Origin of the sequence: Paenibacillus tengchongensis (assembly GCF_008973665.1) — a bacterium.
Lineage (GTDB): Bacteria > Bacillota > Bacilli > Paenibacillales > Paenibacillaceae > Paenibacillus_AQ > Paenibacillus_AQ tengchongensis.
In genome coordinates, this window is the sequence record NZ_WACP01000021.1 from 1 (window position 1) to 20,394 (window position 20,394).

Below are 20,394 nucleotides of genomic sequence, written 5' to 3' on the forward strand. Positions count from 1 at the left end.
CCGCAACAGCAGCGGGTACTCTACGGATTATAACGGCAATGACACGTATGTGTTCGGCAAAGGATACGGCAACGACACGATTGTGGAATACGGCGGGGGGAAGGATACCGTTGAACTGAAGCTAGACTGCGAGGAAGTTATTTTTGAAAAAAGCGGCAGCAATCTCCTTCTTCGGGTTGCCGATTCCACCGATTCCTTAATGGTCTCCGGCTGGCAGTCGTCCGGCAGCTATCAGACAGAAGTATTTCAGACCCAAGGCGGCCGGAGATTACTGAACACCCAGGTCGATCAGCTAATCCAGGCTATGGCCTCCTTTACAACGGCCCAGGGCATGGACTGGTCACAGGCGTTAAGCCAGCGCAAAGAAGATACTCAGCAGATATTGGCACAATTCTGGAGCCCTAAGGCATAATTCTGCAAAAGAATGGACAGCTTTCTTCACAAGCAAGCTATTGCGGCGGTTGCGCGATGGCTTGCTTGCTTTATTTTTATCGAAATTTACAAAAATCGACATGGATTCGCGGATGGCCGTGGTATGATCTTTTCGGATAAAAAAGGATTAAAAGGTTTACATTCCCAAACCTGTTGTGAGAGGTGATGTCCCTACCTTAGCTTGCTTCTTAACCATTTGATCTGAAAGGGAGAGAACACGGATGGCAATTAATTTCGAAGGACAATTGCAGGCGCTTGCTGAGTATTACCTGCTCAAAAGCCAAGCAGTACGTACCGGCTCCGGAGATGAAATCACCCTTGTGCAAAATAATGACCAACTGAGCATTATGATCAACGGGGAATGGTACCGGGATATTCCGATTCCTTCCTTGGAGCAATTGAAACAAGGCGTGTACTTAAATACCGGAGGGACGTATTCGTTTCAGTTTCAGGAGGACGGATTTGTATTTGTGTCCCAGAATGGCAATTTTATCGGGCTGTCCCGTTTTGAAACGATTGAAGAAGAAAGCTTCATCGATACTGTGGACCGGATATTAAATGGTGGACAGATCAGCATCGACCAACTGTTGGACGGCTATTCTCCAGGATCTTTCGAAGCCATCACCCAAGTCAGCGGCGCGCTTAGCGGGGGTGACGGATTGCTGGGCCACTTGGACAGCGGGCTGTCTGTAGTGGGAAAGATCGGAGATGTGGTTGACCGGATCAAAACGGCCGAGGATGCACTCAAAGCGGTGGCTGATCTCGCCGAAGGCGATCTGCTGACCATGGATCCCCTCAAAGATCTGCAGGATATTCTTTCGGTGGGCGGGCTGTTGCCGGGCAAGTTATCACCGCTGTTTATGGATATGTATCTGAACGGATTATTAACGGTAGGGAGCGAACTGCTTAATGCGGCGCGGGCTGACATTATTGACTATCAGCTGCGGATGATTCAACAGTATGTTGCACTTGGCGAGGAAGAAATGGCCAAAGCGACATACCCTGAGGTCTATGAGCTCTATGAAGAATATATGGGCTCCACAACCGTGACCGATCCGGTGCCATACCGCGACCCGGTCATACTCGATCTGGATGGGAACGGGATTGAAGTGACAGCACAGGCGCTGGGCGCTTATTTCGACTTCAATGCGGACGGGTTTGCCGAGAAAGGGCAGTGGGTGAAGCCGGGCGACGGACTATTGGTCCGCGATCTGAACGGGAACGGCAAGGTGGACAATGGACGCGAATTATTCGGGGACGCCACTTTTTTAAAAAACGGTAATCTTGCACAAGACGGTATTGAGGCGCTGCTTGATGTGGACGACAATGGAGATCGCCGGATTGACGCTGCAGATGCTGTATTTGGAGAGCTGCAAATTTGGACCGACTCGAACCGGGACGGGCTGGCGGCAGCGGAAGAATTGCACAGTCTGTCTGAAATGGGCGTAACAGCGCTGGATCTGACGGCGGTGAATGCGGAAACCCTGGGCTTTACATTTGAAAAAACGGACGGAAGCATTCATCAGGCAGGCGATCTGTGGCTGGGCGCCAGCAAAATAGACACACTGGATCTTGTAACCGGCGACCTTCCGGACTCGGTGCGTAAGCTGCCGAATGTGCGCGGGTATGGACAGGTAAGGCAGCTGGCGGTGGCGATGGCACAGGATGCGGGACTGCAGGCGCTGGTGGAACAGTTTGTGGCGACGCCGGATTATGCAGAGCAGAAAAGCCTGCTGGAGCAGATCCTCTATAAATGGACGGGCAGCGACAATGTCAGTCCAACCGGTAGAGGCACCAATATTGATGCCCGGAAGCTGGCGGTTGTGGAGAAATTGATGAACGAACCGTTCGTGGGGACCACCGGAAGCAATCCGGGAACGGCTGCAGCCGCCGCCATTATGGGGGTATATGAAGGATTCAGCAACCGGATATGGGTACAGCTGCTCAAGCAGAGCCACTTGAAGCCCATACTAGAGCGGATGAGCTATATTGTTGATCTGACTGGAGAAACGGCGACCATCGGACTTGCCAAAGTGCAGCAATATCTCGACGGACTTCTGCAGGACAACCGTGAGCTTGGCGTGAATCTGCTGCAGAGCTTCACATTGATGGCGCTGGAGCAGACGGTGGCGCGGCAGCCGTTCGAAGATTTAATGCTGCGGTACGCTTCCACGGACAGCGAGCTGGCCAAAGCCATTGCTGAGACCGGAGCCATCCGCCTGGGAACGGATAGCGGCGACGGGTTAACAGGTACGGCCAATCGCGATCTGATTTTCGGTATTGACGGCAACGATAGCATCAGCGGCGACGCTGGCAACGATTATTTACACGGCGGTGAGGGCAGCGACAATTTATACGGCAACGCCGGGGATGATCAAGTGTACGGAGGTTCCGAAAACGATAGCCTGTACGGTGAGGACGGCAACGACCTGCTGTACGGCGGAGACGGGGGAGATGTGCTTTTCGGCAGCACGGGCAGTGACGTGCTGGACGGGGGAGCGGGGAACGACACGCTGTACGGAGATCAGCGGAGTGGCAGTTACACCGGTGCAGAAGGCAGCGACACCTACATCTTCGGCAAGGGCTACGGCAACGATACGATTGTGGAAGGCGGAGGTACTGCGGACGTTGTGCAGCTCGGAGTGAACCCGGGAGAGGTGGACGTGCTGCAGGAGAGCGGCAGCCTGGTGCTGCGGATCAAGGGAAGCGGCGAGCGCCTGCTGATCAGCAATTACTTCTCGGCTGCCGCGTACAAGGTGGAGAGTATCGCATTTGCGGACGGCACAGTCTGGAGCCAGACGGAGCTGGAAGCGAACGTGCTGACTTTGGGCACGGAAGCGGGAGATTCGCTGAATGGCCTGAACAACGTCCATGACCGGATCTATGGGCTGGCGGGGAACGACAGCCTGTACGGCTATGACGGCAACGACCTGCTGTACGGCGGAGACGGCGGGGATGTGCTTTTCGGCAGCACGGGCAGTGATGTGCTGGACGGGGGAGCCGGGAACGACACGCTGTACGGAGATCAGCGGAGTGGCAGTTACACTGGCGTGGAAGGCAGCGACACCTACATCTTCGGCAAGGGCTACGGCAACGACACGATTGTGGAGGCAGGCGGCGCAGCGGACGTGGTGCAGCTCGGAGTGAACCCGGGAGATGTGGACGTGCTGCAGGAGAGCGGCAGCCTGGTGCTGCGGATCAAGGAAAGCGGCGAGCGCCTGCTGATCAGCAATTACTTCTCGGCTGCCGCGTATAAGGTGGAGAGTGTGGCATTTGCAGACGGCACAGTCTGGAGCCAGACGGAGCTGGAAGCGAATGTGCTGACCTTGGGTACGGAAGCGGGAGATTCGCTGAATGGCCTGAACAACGTCCATGACCGGATCTATGGGCTGGCAGGGAACGACAGCCTGTACGGCTATGACGGCAACGACCTGCTGTACGGCGGAGAAGGCGGGGATGTGCTTTTCGGCAGCACGGGCAGTGACGTGCTGGACGGGGGAGCCGGGAACGACACGCTGTACGGAGATCAGCGGAGTGGCAGTTACATCGGTGCAGAAGGCAGCGACACCTACATCTTCGGCAAGGGCTACGGCAACGATACGATTGTGGAAGGCGGAGGTACTGCGGACGTAGTGCAGCTCGGGGTAAATCCGGGAGATGTGGAGGTGCTGCAGGAGAGCGGCAGCCTGGTGCTGCGGATCAAGGAAAGCGGCGAGCGCCTGCTGATCAGCAATTACTTCTCGGCTGCCGCGTATAAGGTGGAGAGTGTGGCATTTGCAGACGGCACAGTCTGGAGCCAGACTGAACTGGAAGCGAATGTGCTGACCTTGGGTACGGAAGCGGCCGATTCGCTGAATGGCCTGAACAACGTCCATGACCGGATCTATGGGCTGGCAGGGAACGACAGCCTGTACGGCTATGACGGCAACGACCTGCTGTACGGGGGAGACGGGGGAGATGTGCTTTTCGGCAGCACGGGCAGTGACGTGCTGGACGGCGGAGCCGGGAACGACACGCTGTACGGAGATCAGCGGAGTGGCAGTTACACCGGTGCAGAAGGCAGCGACACCTACATCTTCGGCAAGGGCTACGGCAACGATACGATTGTGGAAGGCGGAGGTACTGCGGACGTTGTGCAGCTCGGAGTGAACCCGGGAGAGGTGGACGTGCTGCAGGAGAGCGGCAGCCTGGTGCTGCGGATCAAGGGAAGCGGCGAGCGCCTGCTGATCAGCAATTACTTCTCGGCTGCCGCATACAAGGTGGAGAGTGTGGCATTTGCGGACGGCACAGTCTGGAGCCAGACGGAGCTGGAAGCGAACGTGCTGACCTTGGGCACGGAAGCGGGAGATTCGCTGAATGGCCTGAACAACGTCCATGACCGGATCTATGGGCTGGCAGGGAACGACAGCCTGTACGGCTATGACGGCAACGACCTGCTGTACGGCGGAGACGGCGGGGATGTGCTTTTCGGCAGCACGGGCAGTGACGTGCTGGACGGGGGAGCCGGGAACGACACGCTGTACGGAGATCAGCGAAGTGGCAGTTACACTGGCCTCGAAGGCAGCGACACTTACATCTTCGGCAAGGGCTACGGCAACGATACGATTGTGGAAGGCGGAGGTACTGCGGACGTTGTGCAGCTCGGAGTGAACCCGGGAGAGGTGGACGTGCTGCAGGAGAGCGGCAGCCTGGTGCTGCGGATCAAGGAAAGCGGCGAGCGCCTGCTGATCAGCAATTACTTCTCGGCTGCCGCGTATAAGGTGGAGAGTGTGGCATTTGCAGACGGCACAGTTTGGAGCCAGACGGAGCTGGAAGCGAATGTGCTGACCTTGGGCACGGAAGCGGGAGATTCGCTGAATGGCCTGAACAACGTCCATGACCGGATCTATGGGCTGGCAGGGAACGACAGCCTGTACGGCTATGACGGCAACGACCTGCTGTATGGCGGAGAAGGCGGAGATGTGCTTTTCGGCAGCACGGGCAGTGATGTGCTGGACGGCGGAGCCGGGAACGACACGCTGTACGGAGATCAGCGGAGTGGCAGCTACACCGGCCTCGAAGGCAGCGACACCTACATCTTCGGCAAGGGCTACGGCAACGACACGATTGTGGAGGCAGGCGGCACAGCGGACGTGGTGGAGTTCCAATTGAGCTATGAGGATGTCATCTTTGAAAAGAGCGGCAATCATCTGCTGATTAAACTTGCCGGGGCCAAGGATCAGCTGCAAATTTCCAACTGGCAATCCGGAACCAGCTATCAGACTGAAGTGTTTCAAACCAGCGACGGCCGTACGCTGATGAATACCCAGGTAAATCAGTTGATTCAAGCCATGTCCACCTTTTCGTCTTCGGCGGGCCTGGATTGGTCGCAAGCTTTAAATGAACGGAAAGATGAGGCGCTTCAGGTGCTGGCTTCATTCTGGACCTCTAACTCATAAAATGGGCTACGGTCAAAAAACGGACATACTTGCGGGAATTTCAGGAATAATTCATCCGTAATCCACACATGCTAACTCCCATTGGTTTTGGCATCAGGAAATTTTTTAGGGTGGACAATGCTGAGACCCTGTGCTATTTTTATGGTGAGGCTTGTTACCGGTAACGCGGGCAAAACCACAATAGATCTGAAGTGCATTGTATAATGTGCTTTGTTCTGTTGTCGTTTGCCCGCTTTTTATTTTCCTCAAAAATAGGTGGTTGCTATGATTATCAAACAGATCTTCAACAACAATATCGTCAGCACTCTTGACGACAAGGGGAAGGAACTGCTGATCCTCGGCCGGGGCATCGGTTTCAGTAGCCGTGTCGGGGATGTGATTGACGAGAGCCGGGTGGAGAAGGTGTTCCACCTGCAGGACGAAGCGATTCAGGAGAAATTCAAGGCTTCGCTGATGGATACGCCCCTCGAAATTCTGCAGGTAACCGACGATATTGTAAGCCTGGCGCGCACACAGCTGAACAAGAGTATCAGCGACGGCATCTATGTGTCCTTGTCCGACCATATCCATTTTGCGACCAGGCGCATCAAGGACAATCTGATTGTCGCCAACCCGCTGTCTTGGGAGGTTCAGCATTTCTATAAGGCGGAGTATGATGTGGCCAAAGAATCGCTGACACTGCTGCGCGAGCGGCTGGGCATCGAGTTTCCCAAGGAGGAAATCAGCAACATTGCCCTGCATTTTATCAATGCGGAAGTCAATGACTCGATGAATGATGTGACCCACCTGATGCAGCTGCTGCAGGAGATCATGAATATTATCAAATATCACTTTAACGTAGATTTTGATGAGGACAGCGTGAATTATTTCCGGTTCATCACTCATTTGAAATATTTCTGCCAGCGGGTGATTACACATTCCAGCCATGACGATACCGAGGAGTATCTGTACGACGTTGTGCGCAAGAATTACAAGCAGACCTTTGCCTGTATCCAAAAAGTTGAGCGCTTTCTTCAAAAAAACTACGGCTATCACATGACTCATTCGGAGCAACTGTACTTAACCCTGCATCTGGAACGGATGATGAAAAGAAAATAACGCCACCTGGGCTTGTTACTGTTCAATCAGGCAAAACCCGAATGAGAAGGTACGGAGGTGCACTCCGCATACCTTGTTTCGTTCGGGTTTTTGGCATATCTGAAAATCGGAGGGATTAGCTTGAATCATCAAGAAACGGCCAACAAAATTGTGGAAGGCGTCGGCGGAGCCAAAAATATCAATTCCGTGTACCACTGCATCACCCGGCTGCGGTTCGATCTGAAGGACAACGGCAAAGCCGATAAAAAGCAGCTGGAGAGCCTGGATAAAGTCATGGGCACCAATATTTCCGGCGATCAGTTCCAAGTCATTGTCGGCAATGATGTGCCGAAAGTATTTGACGCTCTGGTCAAGGAGTACCCTGCGCTGAAGGACTCCAAGGGCGGGGAGGGCAAAGAAGACAAGGACAACAAATCGAAGAACGTCATTTCGCGGGTGTTTGAATTCATTGCAAGTGTGTTCGCACCGATCCTTCCGGCCATTGCCGGAGCGGGTCTGCTGAAGGGCTTCATCGCCCTGTTCGTCTCGCTGGGCTGGCTGGCCGCCGGTTCGGATACGTACCGGATTATTTCGGCCATCGGCGACGGGGTATTCCACTTCCTGCCGATGCTGATCGCCTTCAGTGCCGCGCGTAAGTTCAATGCCAACCCGTTCGTCGCCGCCGCCGTCAGTATGGCGCTGATGAGCCCGGATGTGACCGCCTTGCTGTCGAGCGGCGATCCGGTGGCCTTCCTCGGCATTCCGGTAACGTCGGTAACCTATGCGTCATCGGTTATTCCGATTCTGCTGGCTGTGTGGCTGCTGTCTTATGTGGAAAAAGGCTTTAACCGCATCATCCCCGCTTCGCTGAAGCTGCTGCTGGTGCCGCTGTTCAGTCTGCTGATCGTTGTTCCGGTAACGATGATTGTCATCGGACCGCTGGGCACGTTTATCGGCAACGGCCTGTCGGGCGGAATTAACTGGCTGATCGTCGAAGGCGGACTGGTTGCAGGCATTATCCTGGGCGGCGCCATGGCGCTCATTGTGATGACCGGGATGCACTACGCGCTGGTGCCGGTCATTCTCAGCAATCTGGCAACCGTGGGCTTCGACAAGTTCCTGCCGCTGACTTATATCTCCAATATGGGACAAGCGGGTGCAACCGCTGGCGTGTTCTTCCGCGCGAAGGACAAGAAGCTGAAATCCCTGGCGCTCTCCACTTCACTGACCGCCCTGATGGGGGTTACGGAACCGGCGATGTACGGGGTCAATATGCGCTACAAGAAGCCGTTTCTGGCCGGGATGATCGGCAGTGCGGCGGGCGGCGGCTTCGCCCTGATGTTCGGCGTCAACGCTTACGTACTGGCCGGCAACGGCGGGATCCCCGGCATTCCGGCGTTCATTGGATCGACGTTCTGGTATGCGATCGGCGGTTTGGCCATCGCCTTTGTCGTCTCGCTGATCGTTTCCGTCCTGCTGGGCATCAACGAGGAGACCGTGGACAATGCAGATATCAAGGAAGTGAACGAGACAACTGCCGCACCGGTTGAAGTAGTGGAAGATGTACAGATTGAGCTCACCAATGAAACGGTATGGTCCCCGCTGCAGGGCAAGGCCATTCCGCTGACGGAAGTGAATGATCCGACCTTCGGCGAAGAGATGATGGGCAAAGGCATCGGCTTTGTGCCGTCCAAGGGTGAGCTGGTCTCCCCGGTCAACGGAACCGTGATGAATGTGTTCAAGACAAAGCACGCGCTGGTCATCCGCAGCCGGGACGGCGTGGAGCTGTTAATCCATGTCGGCATCAATACGGTCAAGCTGAAGGGCCAGTATTTCACGGCTCATGTCCAGACCGGAGACAAGGTATCGACCGGAGATAAGCTGCTCAGCTTTGAGCTGGACAAGATTGCCGAGCAGTACGACATTACCACGGCAATGGTAGTTACCAATACGGATGAGTACAAGTCGGTTGCCCCGGTGGAGTTCGGGGAGATTTCCATGAAGCAGCCGGTGCTGAAGGTCGAAGTATAACATCAGGACAATAATTGAACCCATCTGAATAAGGAGCTGAACATTAATGAAGACTGTGAACGGATTCCCAGATAACTTCCTGTGGGGCGGTGCCATTGCCGCCAATCAGGCGGAGGGGGCGTTTAATGAGGACGGCAAAGGCTTGTCGACCGCAGATATGGTACCGTATTTCGAGAAGAAGGACTATGTCAACCTCCGCGAGCTGATGCATGTCACCAGCGCATCAATTGAGCGGGCAATGGCGCATGACAGTGCGGAAGGGTATCCCAAGCGCTACGGCATTGATTTCTACCACCGGTACAAGGAGGACATTGCCCTGTTCGCCGAGCTGGGGTTCAAGGCGTTCCGGCTGTCGATCAACTGGGCGCGGATCTTCCCGAACGGCGATGACGCGCAGCCCAATGAACGGGGACTGCAGTTCTATGATCATGTGTTCGACGAGCTGCGCAAATACGGCATTGAACCGGTGGTTACGCTCTCCCACTACGAGATGCCGATGACGCTCGTGCAGAATTATGGCGGGTGGGCGAACCGGAAGGTCATCGATTTTTATCTGAACTATGCCGAAACGGTAATGAACCGCTATAAGAACAAGGTGAAATACTGGCTGACCTTCAATGAAATCAATACGACGGTCATCGAACCGTTCACCGGCGGCGGTGTGGTGGAGGACCGGGTGGATAACATCCGTCAGGCTTCGTATCAGGCACTGCATCATCAGTTTGTTGCCAGCAGTCTGGCTACGAAGCTCGGCCGTGAGATCAATCCTGAATTCCGCATCGGCTGCATGCTGGCCCGCATGATCCATTATCCGGCGACAAGCCGTCCGGAGGATGTGCACCAGGCGCTGGTCGATAACCAGCTGAACCTGCTGCATACCGATGTTCAGGTCCGGGGCGAATATCCGGCGTTTATCGGACGCTATTTTCAGGAGAACGGGATTGAACTGGCTGTGGAACCGGGGGATGAGCAGATTCTGCGGGAGAATACGGTGGACTTTATCTCCTTCAGCTACTACACCTCTCTGGTCTCGACTACAGAGCCGGAAAAATACGGGGTGACCGGGGCCAATCTGTTCAGCACCGTCAAGAATCCGAACCTGGAGCGGACGGAATGGGGCTGGCAGCTTGATCCGATTGGCCTGCGGACCGCTCTGAAAGAGATGTATGACCGCTACCGCGTGCCGCTGTTCATTGTCGAGAACGGGCTGGGCGCCAAGGACACACTGGAAGCGGACGGCACAGTCAACGACGATTACCGGATTGACTACTTCCGCAAGCATCTGACGCAGGTCAAGGAAGCGATTATGGACGGGGTTGAGGTGATGGGCTACACGAGCTGGGGCGCTATCGACATCATCAGCGCTTCAACCTCGGAAATGTCCAAGCGTTACGGCGTCATTTATGTGGACCAGGATGATCATGGCAAGGGCACGCTGAACCGGTTCCGCAAGAAGAGCTTTTACTGGTACCAGAATGCGATCCGTTCGAACGGCGAGGACATGGAGTAGGCGGTCCCTTACAGAGGGTGAATCCATATAACGGTTCAAAATAGATGGGCAGCAAGGGCAGCGGTTCTCCGAGTTGGAGAATGGCTGCCTTTTTGCGTCCGACATTGGCGATGGTTGGAAGCAAGCCATGGAGGGGAAGGGGAATGAAGCCGAATCCAGTAGGTGAAATGGCTTATTTACCTGTCGAACGAAGAGTATTTTTATCGAAAAACTGTTAAAAAGAGTTGTTATATGTATAATTGTTGTAATTATAAATAAGGAGGATGTTGGGAGGCGTATTCAAAAAATAACGTTAGGAGAATGCAGAATGAAGAAGAAGGTAGCTCTTATCGCAGGCTCCGTTCTATTAGTTGCCGTTGTATCCGGAACGGTTTACGGGGCTATTGCAAACAGGTTCTCAGGTGATCTTAAATCGACAGAAGGTGTAATTTATTCGGAGCAGGACCTTGAATCCAAACAGGAAATTGCTGAGTCTATTGATCCCGTAACCGGCAAAGCAACGAAGGAATTCAGCGTCCAATCCATTCAGTTGAACAGCAGTAACCGCGTAGCCAAGGAATCGCTGAAGGTAAAATCGGCAGTGTTTAACCTTGATGGAGCACAGGAGCAATTATCTTTTTCATATGTCCAGAAAGACGGGAAAAATGTGGTGCTTCCTGATTCAAACGAAGGTTACGCCTTAAACGCGGTCCCGGGCAGTGCCCAATATATCCTTGAGTACAACCATTCAATTTACAGCCTGAATATTGAAAGCGGATCCATTGATAAGCTGCTTTTGGATCAGGTCGATCAATACAATTTTAACGAATTAAGTAAAAAAACAATCGAAGACATCCCTTTGGTTTGGGCGGAACGGCCGCATATCAATCCTTCAGGAGAACGTCTAATCTATTACAGCAATCGGAATGTGGTTCAGAATGAGGGGGGCAGCGGCCAATTGTGGACGAAAGATCTTTCATCACGGCAGGAAACCGTTGTATACGAAGGTGCCTATGAATTCATCGGATGGGGCCGGGAGAACGAAGCGTTTATCAGAGATCAGGAGAAGTTAGTAAAAATTGATCTGGTAACCGGAGAACAAACAGCCGTTCAAGAGAATGCAGCCTTGGAAACGACTATAGCGTACCCTTACCTCATTGCTCCTCAGATAGGGCAAATTGAAATTAAGAATCTCGAAGACGACAGTACGGTGAAGATTGAGAAAGGCATCGGAAGGGTTGAGAAGATCCTGGCCGATCCGTCTGGCAAACTGGCGGCGATCAAGAATTATCCTGACCCTGGCAGCTTTGATACCAACATTTATGTGATAGGAGATTTATCCCGGGATCAAGTGAGTGTCATACAACCGGAGGAGGGATATGTAATCCAGGATTTCTCTTGGATCGATTCCGCAAATGTACTGGTCACACAGATTAAAAAAGGGTCTATCGAACAACAGACGTATATCGTAGATGTTAATCAACTATAAGGAAAGGAGGGTTCTAATGAAGCGTATAGTAAAATTGCAGATGCTGCTCCTGGCGGTTGGTGTATTGCTGTTTCAAACCCCAGCGAGCGCTTATACATTTACACAGGGTTTTTCCGAGGTATCCGGCCTGGAGGGCATTGTAAATGCATATTCTCCTGCGCGGACGTCAAGCGGCGGCGATGATTTTACAGCAGTCAACAGTAAAGCCAATCAACCCAGATCAACAGGAACCAGCCCCCATAGCGGAACCGATATCAGAATGGCAGAGGGCAGAAATGTTTATGCTATTTACAGCGGGAAGGTGGTTTCCAAACAGACCTCAACTTCCAGCCAGCTTGGAGATATTATTATCAATCTTGATATTAACAATGACGGGACGCCCGACGGTTATTATATAAAATATCTTCATATTGTGCCTAACAGTTCATTAAGTGCAGGCAGTGTTGTGTCGAAATCGACCATTGTGGGAACTATTGACAGTTATAAAGTTTATCCGCCTCATCTCCATTTTGCCCGTACCAATTCAACGGGAACTGTAACTTATAAGTTATATAACTTTTACAGGCATACTTCCACTTCCACATGGAACAACGGTGAATCGCTGGACTACTTGGCCGGGGATTCCAGGGTAGGCAGTAACATTTATATTACCGGATATACGATGGACGATGGAGCATGGGAGAATTTGGCCCGGGTTGAGGTGTATTATAAAGTCGGTTCAGGGGCTTGGAGCTCCACACCCAAAACAATGAATAAATGGAATTCCTCCGGCCGCTGGCATTTTGATTTTAGTACGGTAGCAAGCTCCGGACAGGCGGTTTACTATTACCTGGCAGGCATCCGGGCAGACATGTCCTCTTCATCGGATAACTGGGGGCTGTTTCCGCAATATTACAAGGAACCGCCTAAGGTTCCATCGGCCTTCACATCGTCTATCCAGTACAGATCCTTTACCATGCCGTAATTCGAATCAGGGCAAGGCAGCGGTTCTCCAATTTGGAGGATGGCTGCCTTGTTACTTTTCATAATAAAGATGGAACTCGGCCGCCTGTACCGCCCGGTTTGTTGATAGAATAAAGGCAGCGGGGGTGGAGGGTATGAAAGCGGCAATGAAGCATCAAATCCTGATGCAGGGAGCCATCGGGAACAATGTGGCGGAGGTCTGCAAGGCGGCCGGCATTTCGCGGACAGCCTTTTATAAATGGAAGGAAGCCTACAATAAACACGGAATGGCAGGGCTCGCGGAGAAGCCGCGGAAGCCAGTCATGCCGAACAAGGTGGACAGGAAGACGGAACGGCTGATTCTGCAGCATGCCGCGAAATTCCCTGAGGACGGGCCCAAGCGCATCTATTATGAGCTGCAGGACGAAGGAGTGAAGGTAGGTGAGACCGGAATTTACAATGTGCTGCGGCGGCATGGGCTGACCCGGAGAGCGCAGCGGGAGCTGTATGCTGCAGCGCTCAAAGAACGGAAACGGCAGAGTACAGGGGCAAAGGATGGTGCACGTAAGAACAAGGGGAGTGTCAAGCTACCGGATTTCAGAATGAAGGATCCGGGTAATGCGCGTCCGGGCTATATCTGTCAGCAAGGAATTTTTTATCTGGGGCATTTTCCGCGGGTCGGCAAGGTGTACCAGTATGTCATCTACGATGTCTTCTCTACACTCGGTATGGTGAAGCTGTACAACTGCAAGTCGGCGATTCATGTGATCGAATTTATGCATCTGAAGGTCATTCCCCAGCTCAAGACGCTCCATTTCAATATCGAGAACCTGGTAACGTGCCAGAGCCGTGAATTTACGTCGAATTGGGAACGGGGCAAACATAAATACAGTGAATTTCTACATAAGCATCAGATTAATCAGGTGACTGTGAGCGCAGAGGATCATGAGATTTTTGCGCCGCTGCAGCAGTTTGCTGCGGTGCTGGCGGAGGAGTTCTACCGGCAGGCTTGGGGCGATGAAAGTATCGATTCGTTTGCCGTCCTGGAGAAGCGCTTACAGGAATACATCAACACCTATACCTTCGGCAGAGTGATTGCCAGCGGTCCTAACCGGGGTAAAATTCCCGCAGATGTGGCGCTCGAATATACGGGGCAACGCGATGTGCTGCCGCTGTGGCTGTTTACAAGGAGATAAGGGAAGATGGAGAACATGAAAAGTGCGGAGAGTGTCTGCATTGTCGGTGCGGGAATATCCGGAGTGTCTGCCGCCCACTATCTGGCGAAGAAGGGCTACCGCCAGGTGACCGTTCTGGAGAAAGCGGACCGTGTCGGCGGCAAATGCTATTCCATTCTGTATCAGGGTAAAACCTATGAAATGGGCACGCTGATCGGGCTTCCCTCCTATTATGCCACGAAGCAGCTGATGGCGGAATTCGGCCTCACGGATCAGAGGCCTTTGCTGGAGCGCGGCTTCTATAATCTGTACGGGCGCAAAACCTCGCAGATTCCCATGGATCAGCTGCCGGACTTTACCCGGGAGTTCAAACGGCTGCCCGAAATCCTGCAGCGTTATGAACGGCTGAAGGAGCCGGGCTTCCTGGGTCTGCCGGAGGAGCTATGCCAGCCCTTCGCCTCCTGGTGCGAGCAGAACGGGCTGACCGTCATTCGGCAGGTCTTCATGCACTACTTCAGCACCTTTGGCTTCGGGAGCATACACGAGGTGCCTGCAGCCTACGTGCTGAAATTTCTGACCTATGAGGATCTGCTGTCTTTTATTGAAATTACGCATATGATAACCTGGCCGGAGGGGGCTTCTGAGCTGGTCAGACGGATGGCGGAGCAAGTGAAGGATTTGCGGCTGACCTGTGAAGTGCGCCGGATCGAGGCGGATGCCAGCGGCAAGGTGCGTGTAGAGACGGATCAGGAGACCGCCTGGTATGACAAGGTAATTTATACGGCATCCATGCCGAATGCCGCCAAGCTGCTGCATCTGTCTGCGGAGGAGCAAAGCTTGCTCGGGCGTATCAGGCATGAGCGGTTTCGCGTATACGCCTACCGGGTGGAGGGCATCCCCCGGATGTCCGGTTATATTCCCGGTAATCTGGACCCCGGCCGCAGAGGACAGATGATGGCCTGGTACCACCGGTGGGCGGATCTGGGAGATACTGATTTGATCACGGTGTATGTGGCGGAGAACGAGGGGATGACCGACCGGGAGATGCGGGAGGCGGTGGAGCAGGCATTGCTCGGGCTCGGAGGAGTCAATCTCAGGTTCTACATGATGAAGCGGTGGGAGCACTTCCCCCATGTGGATGCAGCGGCGCTTCGCGAAGGCTTTTATGAGCAGCTTGACCGGATGCAGGGGCGGGACCATATTTACTTTGCCGGGGAGATCATGAATTTTCCCACCCTGGAGAAATGCACTGTGTATGCCAAACATCTGATCGACCGGTTCTTCTGACTTATTTTACATTGGAGTTAGGTTTACAGGTTGCAGGCAGGAAATAACAGATTCTGTGCTGGCCCGCGGGTCATTCAGGTTCGGGGCAGGGCTGCGGACCCAGGCAGACGGCAGTGTAAACTTAACTCGAAAGAAGAGTTCAGGAACGTTGATAAATCAAGGTTTCCGCGAGATTGATGAAAGCTGGTACTGTGGGTATTCTGGAGGGGAGAACAATAATGAACATATATAATAAGGAGGAGCAAAATCATGTTTTTATTCGAATCGATTCCCTGGTACTCAGCGCTGATGTGGCTGGCGGTGCTGGCCGGACTCATGATCGTCAATGAATTCGCCCGGATGAGCAAATGGTTCTCGCTGTTTCTGTTTCTGGCGCTGCCGATTGTGCTGACCATTGCCGTATGGCCAAATACGGCGGGCGAGGGCTCCAGTACCGGTACCTGGTTCCACTGGGTTAAAGTATACTCCGCGCTGGCAGGCTGTCTGGGCTTTATGGGCATCCGGTTTATCAAGGGCTGGAGCAGCAACAAATACATATTGATGTTCCCGGCGATCATCCTTGCCGTCAATATCCTGGAAGCGGTTATCCGCGATTTCCAGGTGTACAGTCTGGATGGCATGGTCGACGGTGTAATGATGGTGGGCGGTCCCTGGAACATTATGAACGGGATCGCGGGCATTCTGAACATTATCACCATCTCCGGCTGGATGGGCATTGTCGTCAGCAAAGACAAGACCAAGGATATGCTGTGGCCGGACCAGCTGTGGTTCTGGATTATCGCCTATGATATCTGGAATTTCGCTTATGTGTACAATGCCGTATCCGACCATTCCTTCTATGCGGGCGCAGCGCTGCTGATCTCCTGCACGATTCCGGCCTTCTTCTTCAAAAAGGGCGCCTGGCTGCAGCACCGTGCACAGACCCTGGCCATCTGGATGATGTTCACCATGTCGGTGCCGTCCTTCGTTGGCGAGTCCAAGTTCGCTGTCCAGTCTTCGCATAGTGAAACCGCGCTGTGGGTCGTCAGCGGCCTGTCTCTGGCTGCCAATGTGGCTGTGCTTGTCTACCACATCTACAAGATTGCCAAGCACAAACGCAATCCGCTCAAAGAGGAAATCTATACCGATTTGGCCGCCTATAAGGCGATTGCGGACGAGAAAGATACCAGCGCAGATATTGTGGAAAAGAGAGTGACCGGCGCCTCCGCTTGAGTGGCGGGATAAGCGTCTGCTTCCGGTAAAAGAAAGGGCCGATTCCTATAGCCGTAAATGGCTGTAGGAATCGGCCCTTTTGCGTTTATTGGAGGACGGACAGTGACCCGCTCCTTGGCCGTAGTCTCCTGCTGCAATTCTGCTGCGAACGGACCCTACAGCCGTTATTTTGGCACGCTACGGCTGGGATACACTGCAAGAGCTGGGGAGTGTCATCCTCGCTTCCTACACGGCTCTGATCCTGCAACCAGCTCTCTCAATCTGTATTCGAGAAATTCGTCCCCCACATATTGCTCGCTGTATCCCAGCGCTTCGCCGATGACCCGGGCGGCTTTCATAAATTCGCCTTCTTTGCGTGTGCTTTGCAGCTCACGGGCTTTCCCCAGCAGGTACTCGTCGAAATAATCGATGCCAACGGCCCTCAGCTGCCCGGCTTCCCAAATCCGGTAATGCAGCTCTTCTCCGGCTGAAGTAAGGTTATTCCATTCCTGCTCCAGACTTCTCCGCTCACCGGAAGATAGAGGGGAGGCGGCTTCATTGTGCTTGAAGATGGCGGCTAATTTCTCCGGTATGATCTCTCCGCTGTGCCGGTAGTCCTGGACCACCTCTGCCGTATCGAAGAGCAGATGGCTGTCCTGGTCGGGAGCAATCACATAGATTGCATTCCGGTGGTTCCGCAACAGATAAGCGGCATGCCGCAGACCAGTCTGTTCACAGCCGTTGAATCCGCTCCAAATGGTGATAGGGACACCGGACGGGAGCGATGCAAGATACTCCGACTGCTTCAGCCAGTATTCCTCTTCAAGCTCCGCACCGTTGTCGGAATCGTGAACATTCAGCCGCTCCTGGAGCCACTCCCAGCGCAAGGTCCGCCCCTGCGGATGATCCCAATCCGCCAGCGGTCCCAGTTCGTAGCGTTCCCGGAGTACCACCACCTGATGACTAGGGCTCAGCTCCAGCTGCCGCAGCGCCATTTTGAGACTACCCCCGGCGGAGTCGCCGAAAATAATATGCAGACGGGTCAGCGGACCCGGCGGAAACATCCTCGTGTAGTAATCCTGCTTCCTGGCTTCGCTCAGGCGTTCAAGCCTTTCGGACAAATCGGCGGCACAATACTCCGGGGCAAGCTTGCCTTCCGCCAGGCGCTGCATATTCATGAAGCAGGCATGCAGCAGTCCTTTAGCTTCCTGAGCGTCCAGCTGTGCGATTTTTTCATGCATCCCCTTCATGCAAGTGACAGCTCCTTTCTTATCCGCTGCTAGCGGACCGTAAAGTTTCTATTTGGCTTAAACTTCAGGATTTGCAAGCGTATAGGACTCGGATAACCTTATTCCTGCTGGATGGACCCATCATTATGCCAACTGGCAGAGATAAGAGCGCTGGGGTCCGTTACGCTGCCCAATCAGCCCGAAACAGAACAATAAAGGCTCCGGGGTCCGTTAGCGTTGCATTAACTCAAGGCATCCAGCATTTCCACAATCACGTTGCCGATAATCCGGCCCGCTGAGCGGGGAGCAACGATTCCGGGCAGGCCCAGAGCCGGCAATGCTTGTATGCCTTGCGCCTTTGCATAGGCAAAATCGGTACCGCCCGGATGGGAAGCGAGATCAATAATCAGTGCTTGACGCGGTAAGCGGGAGATAACGTCCCGGGTAATTACCGGCGCCGGAACCGTATTGAACAAGATGCCGGCTTGTTCCGCCTGCTGTGGCAAGTCAGGGGGATAGAAAGGCTGCAGCCCCATTTCATAGGCCCGGGCGTAGGCGTCCGGTTTATGCACGCATACCGCAACATCCGCCCCCAGTGCCTTCAGCGTACGGGCCAGCGTGGTGCCGACCCGTCCGAGGCCCAGCACGATGCAGCGGGAGCCGTGCAGCATGACATCCGTGTGCTGGATGGCAATCATCACTGCACCTTCGGCAGTGGGAATAGAATTGTAGATCGCCACGTCTTCGCGGGCTAAGATCTCCACCAGCGCCAACGTATAGCGTTCGCATATTTCCCGCAGATAGCTTTTAGCGATTCCTGTGAAGATGATGGCGTGCTTTGGGAGGGCTGCAACCAGTTCCTCCGTCAACATGAGAGATTCGGAAGTGAAGCTGGATTCGACGGAGCCGTCGTTGCCGGTTCCCGCAACAGGAAGAATAATGGCATCGGCTTGGGCAAGGGGGCCTTGCTCCAATTGTACCTTTACCGCTCCTTCCGGCACCTGGGCCAGTTCATCGTAACCGGCCAGACTCACTTCGGCCTGCTGCTCCAGCAGCATACGGATCACTTCGAGCTGACGCAGATCGCCCCCGATGACAACAGCCTTTTTACCATTTAGTAGTGACATAGCTTTTCTCCTTCTACTGCGCATGTTTCACAAATTCCCCTAACGTTATGACCGCGACCAAAATAAGTGCCAGGCCCATGCTTAACACGATAGCAATTGTCGATCCAATCAGAGAGAGTTTGGTGATGTTAAAGAAACTTGCCGCACCTATTCCAAAAGACACGATAGCCAACACCAGTACATCATTCAAATGCCGGCTGTTGCTGACAGAGAAGAACAAGATCCAGGAAATGACGGAAAAGCCCAGAGAGACGATGCTTGTTTTCTTCAACCCGGTTTCACTCCTTGTGAGGAATAGGGAAATTTAGGATTATTTTATCACATAAACCCCAAGTTTATATGCCGAAAAGCGAATACTTCGTAGGGAACGCAAAACTTAACACCCTTAATTCCGAGAGGGAAAATATATTTAATTGACATAATAATACAAAGTATATTATGGTAACTATTAATATAAAAAGGAGGTGAATGAAATATATGACAAAAACTATTTTACATTCAAAAAAAGTTATAAAAAGACATGGTTGTCAGATTTAAAAGCCGGAGTTTGAAATCGCTTATTCCTCTTGTTTTGCTCTTCTCAGCATTAATTTCTGCCCTCGCTCTGCTGTTCTTCAAAAGCAATGTATCTATGCCCCCGCTAGAAAAGCTACAGACTCAGGAATACACCTCATGGGGAATAGAAAAAATGAAAATCAGGAAAGCGTGGTCAGAGGGATTAATGGGCGCCAATATTAAAATTGCAATATTAGATAGTGGGATTATGTATGATCACCCTGAGTTCTCATCCAATATTAAACCGGGTTTCAATGCGATTGAGCCTGACAGACTGCCTAATGATGATTATGGGCATGGAACGCTCATGTCAGGTATTATTGGTGCTCAGCATAACCATATCGGTATCAAGGGCCTTGCTCCTTCGGCCGAAATTTATCCTGTTAAAGTGCTGGATAAGTTTGGTGAAGGCCGTATAACCGATGTTGTCAACGGAATTTCGTGGTGCATTGATCATGATATTGACATCATGAATATGAGCTTTGCCATTGATCACTCCAATGCTGAGTTGGAGAGCATGATCAAGAAGGCTGTAAGCAAAGGGATCATTATTGTGGCCAGTGTTTCAAATTCAAACGGAGGTACGGCGGGATATCCGGCATCATACGATGAGGTTCTATCTGTAACCCCGGTCAATGAAAGCTTAAGAATAGGAAAGACTGCGGCAAGGGCGCATGTCGACTTTAGTGCACCAGGAGTAAATGTGGTAACAACCAATTCTAATGGGGAATACGAGTATGTAAGCGGCACGTCAATTTCTGCTCCCTATATAACCGGTTTTATTGCGTTGATTCTTCAAGACATCAGAGAACGTGATTTGGGGGTAACCGAGGCTCTGAAGAGGTATGCCCGTGATTTAGGCGCACAAGGTAAGGATGATGTCTTCGGGAACGGCTTTGTGATCTATGAATAATAAAAGACTAGGAGCTGAT

14 protein-coding genes are annotated in these 20,394 nt (G+C 52.9%); 11 read left to right on the top strand and 3 right to left on the bottom strand.

Going from position 1 to position 20,394, the window contains the following annotated elements; translation table 11 throughout:
* The 10 genes from F1381_RS28515 to F1381_RS26125 all read left to right on the top strand — a co-directional run.
* A partial coding sequence (locus tag F1381_RS28515; RefSeq protein ID WP_187355578.1) for a hypothetical protein occupies positions 1-412 on the top strand: 412 nt, incomplete at its 5' end.
* A 241-nt stretch (positions 413-653) separates the two neighbouring features.
* A complete protein-coding gene (locus F1381_RS26085; protein WP_151737754.1) occupies positions 654-5,870 on the top strand; it encodes a calcium-binding protein in 5,217 nt (1,738 codons plus the stop codon).
* Between the two features lie 264 nt (positions 5,871-6,134).
* Positions 6,135-6,968, top strand: a complete 834-nt coding sequence (gene licT, locus F1381_RS26090; RefSeq protein ID WP_151737755.1) for a BglG family transcription antiterminator LicT — start codon at positions 6,135-6,137, stop codon at positions 6,966-6,968.
* 120 nt (positions 6,969-7,088) lie between these two features.
* Positions 7,089-8,978 carry a beta-glucoside-specific PTS transporter subunit IIABC gene (locus tag F1381_RS26095; protein ID WP_151737756.1) on the top strand — a complete coding sequence of 630 codons (1,890 nt, stop codon included), beginning with the start codon at positions 7,089-7,091 and terminating at the stop codon, positions 8,976-8,978.
* Positions 8,979-9,024: 46 nt separating this feature from the next.
* On the top strand, positions 9,025-10,488 hold the full coding sequence (locus tag F1381_RS26100) for a glycoside hydrolase family 1 protein (protein WP_151737757.1): 1,464 nt from the start codon (positions 9,025-9,027) through the stop codon (positions 10,486-10,488).
* A 307-nt stretch (positions 10,489-10,795) separates the two neighbouring features.
* Positions 10,796-11,956 (top strand): hypothetical protein, encoded by a 1,161-nt coding sequence (locus tag F1381_RS26105; protein ID WP_151737758.1) that lies wholly within the window; start codon positions 10,796-10,798, stop codon positions 11,954-11,956.
* Complete coding sequence (locus tag F1381_RS26110) at positions 11,940-12,920, top strand: M23 family metallopeptidase (RefSeq protein WP_151737759.1); 981 nt, start codon at positions 11,940-11,942, stop codon at positions 12,918-12,920. Before F1381_RS26105 ends, F1381_RS26110 begins: the two co-directional genes overlap by 17 nt.
* A gap of 145 nt (positions 12,921-13,065) precedes the next feature.
* The gene (locus F1381_RS26115) at positions 13,066-14,094 is read left to right on the top strand and encodes a helix-turn-helix domain-containing protein (protein WP_187355579.1); all 1,029 of its coding nucleotides are present in this window, start codon (positions 13,066-13,068) and stop codon (positions 14,092-14,094) included.
* 6 nt (positions 14,095-14,100) lie between these two features.
* The gene (locus F1381_RS26120) at positions 14,101-15,360 is read left to right on the top strand and encodes a flavin monoamine oxidase family protein (RefSeq protein WP_151737761.1); all 1,260 of its coding nucleotides are present in this window, start codon (positions 14,101-14,103) and stop codon (positions 15,358-15,360) included.
* A 249-nt stretch (positions 15,361-15,609) separates the two neighbouring features.
* Positions 15,610-16,572 carry a DUF5692 family protein gene (locus F1381_RS26125; RefSeq protein WP_151737762.1) on the top strand — a complete coding sequence of 321 codons (963 nt, stop codon included), beginning with the start codon at positions 15,610-15,612 and terminating at the stop codon, positions 16,570-16,572.
* A 212-nt stretch (positions 16,573-16,784) separates the two neighbouring features.
* Here F1381_RS26125 and F1381_RS26130 read toward each other — a convergent pair whose 3' ends face one another.
* From F1381_RS26130 to F1381_RS26140, 3 genes are all read right to left on the bottom strand, one after another.
* Positions 16,785-17,801: a DUF1835 domain-containing protein gene (locus tag F1381_RS26130; RefSeq protein WP_151737763.1), complete on the bottom strand. Its 1,017-nt coding sequence runs from the start codon at positions 17,799-17,801 to the stop codon at positions 16,785-16,787.
* 221 nt (positions 17,802-18,022) lie between these two features.
* Positions 18,023-18,907 carry a dipicolinate synthase subunit DpsA gene (dpsA, locus tag F1381_RS26135; protein WP_151737764.1) on the bottom strand — a complete coding sequence of 295 codons (885 nt, stop codon included), beginning with the start codon at positions 18,905-18,907 and terminating at the stop codon, positions 18,023-18,025.
* A gap of 13 nt (positions 18,908-18,920) precedes the next feature.
* Positions 18,921-19,178, bottom strand: a complete 258-nt coding sequence (locus tag F1381_RS26140) for a hypothetical protein (RefSeq protein WP_151737765.1) — start codon at positions 19,176-19,178, stop codon at positions 18,921-18,923.
* Between the two features lie 249 nt (positions 19,179-19,427).
* On the opposite strand from F1381_RS26140, the gene F1381_RS26145 reads away from it, so the two are divergent.
* Positions 19,428-20,375 carry a S8 family peptidase gene (locus F1381_RS26145; protein WP_151737766.1) on the top strand — a complete coding sequence of 316 codons (948 nt, stop codon included), beginning with the start codon at positions 19,428-19,430 and terminating at the stop codon, positions 20,373-20,375.
* The last annotated feature ends 19 nt before the right edge of the window (positions 20,376-20,394 follow it).

Excerpts from the sequence above, each read along its gene's own strand:
- F1381_RS26085 (WP_151737754.1), top strand. The coding sequence starts at position 654 with ATGGCAATTAATTTCGAAGGACAATTGCAGGCGCTTGCTGAGTATTAC.
- licT (WP_151737755.1), top strand. The coding sequence starts at position 6,135 with ATGATTATCAAACAGATCTTCAACAACAATATCGTCAGCACTCTTGAC.
- F1381_RS26100 (WP_151737757.1), top strand. The coding sequence starts at position 9,025 with ATGAAGACTGTGAACGGATTCCCAGATAACTTCCTGTGGGGCGGTGCC.
- F1381_RS26105 (WP_151737758.1), top strand. The coding sequence starts at position 10,796 with ATGAAGAAGAAGGTAGCTCTTATCGCAGGCTCCGTTCTATTAGTTGCC.
- F1381_RS26110 (WP_151737759.1), top strand. The coding sequence starts at position 11,940 with ATGTTAATCAACTATAAGGAAAGGAGGGTTCTAATGAAGCGTATAGTA.
- F1381_RS26115 (WP_187355579.1), top strand. The coding sequence starts at position 13,066 with ATGAAGCATCAAATCCTGATGCAGGGAGCCATCGGGAACAATGTGGCG.
- F1381_RS26120 (WP_151737761.1), top strand. The coding sequence starts at position 14,101 with ATGGAGAACATGAAAAGTGCGGAGAGTGTCTGCATTGTCGGTGCGGGA.
- F1381_RS26125 (WP_151737762.1), top strand. The coding sequence starts at position 15,610 with ATGTTTTTATTCGAATCGATTCCCTGGTACTCAGCGCTGATGTGGCTG.
- F1381_RS26130 (WP_151737763.1), bottom strand. The coding sequence starts at position 17,801 with ATGAAGGGGATGCATGAAAAAATCGCACAGCTGGACGCTCAGGAAGCT.
- dpsA (WP_151737764.1), bottom strand. The coding sequence starts at position 18,907 with ATGTCACTACTAAATGGTAAAAAGGCTGTTGTCATCGGGGGCGATCTG.
- F1381_RS26145 (WP_151737766.1), top strand. The coding sequence starts at position 19,428 with ATGGTTGTCAGATTTAAAAGCCGGAGTTTGAAATCGCTTATTCCTCTT.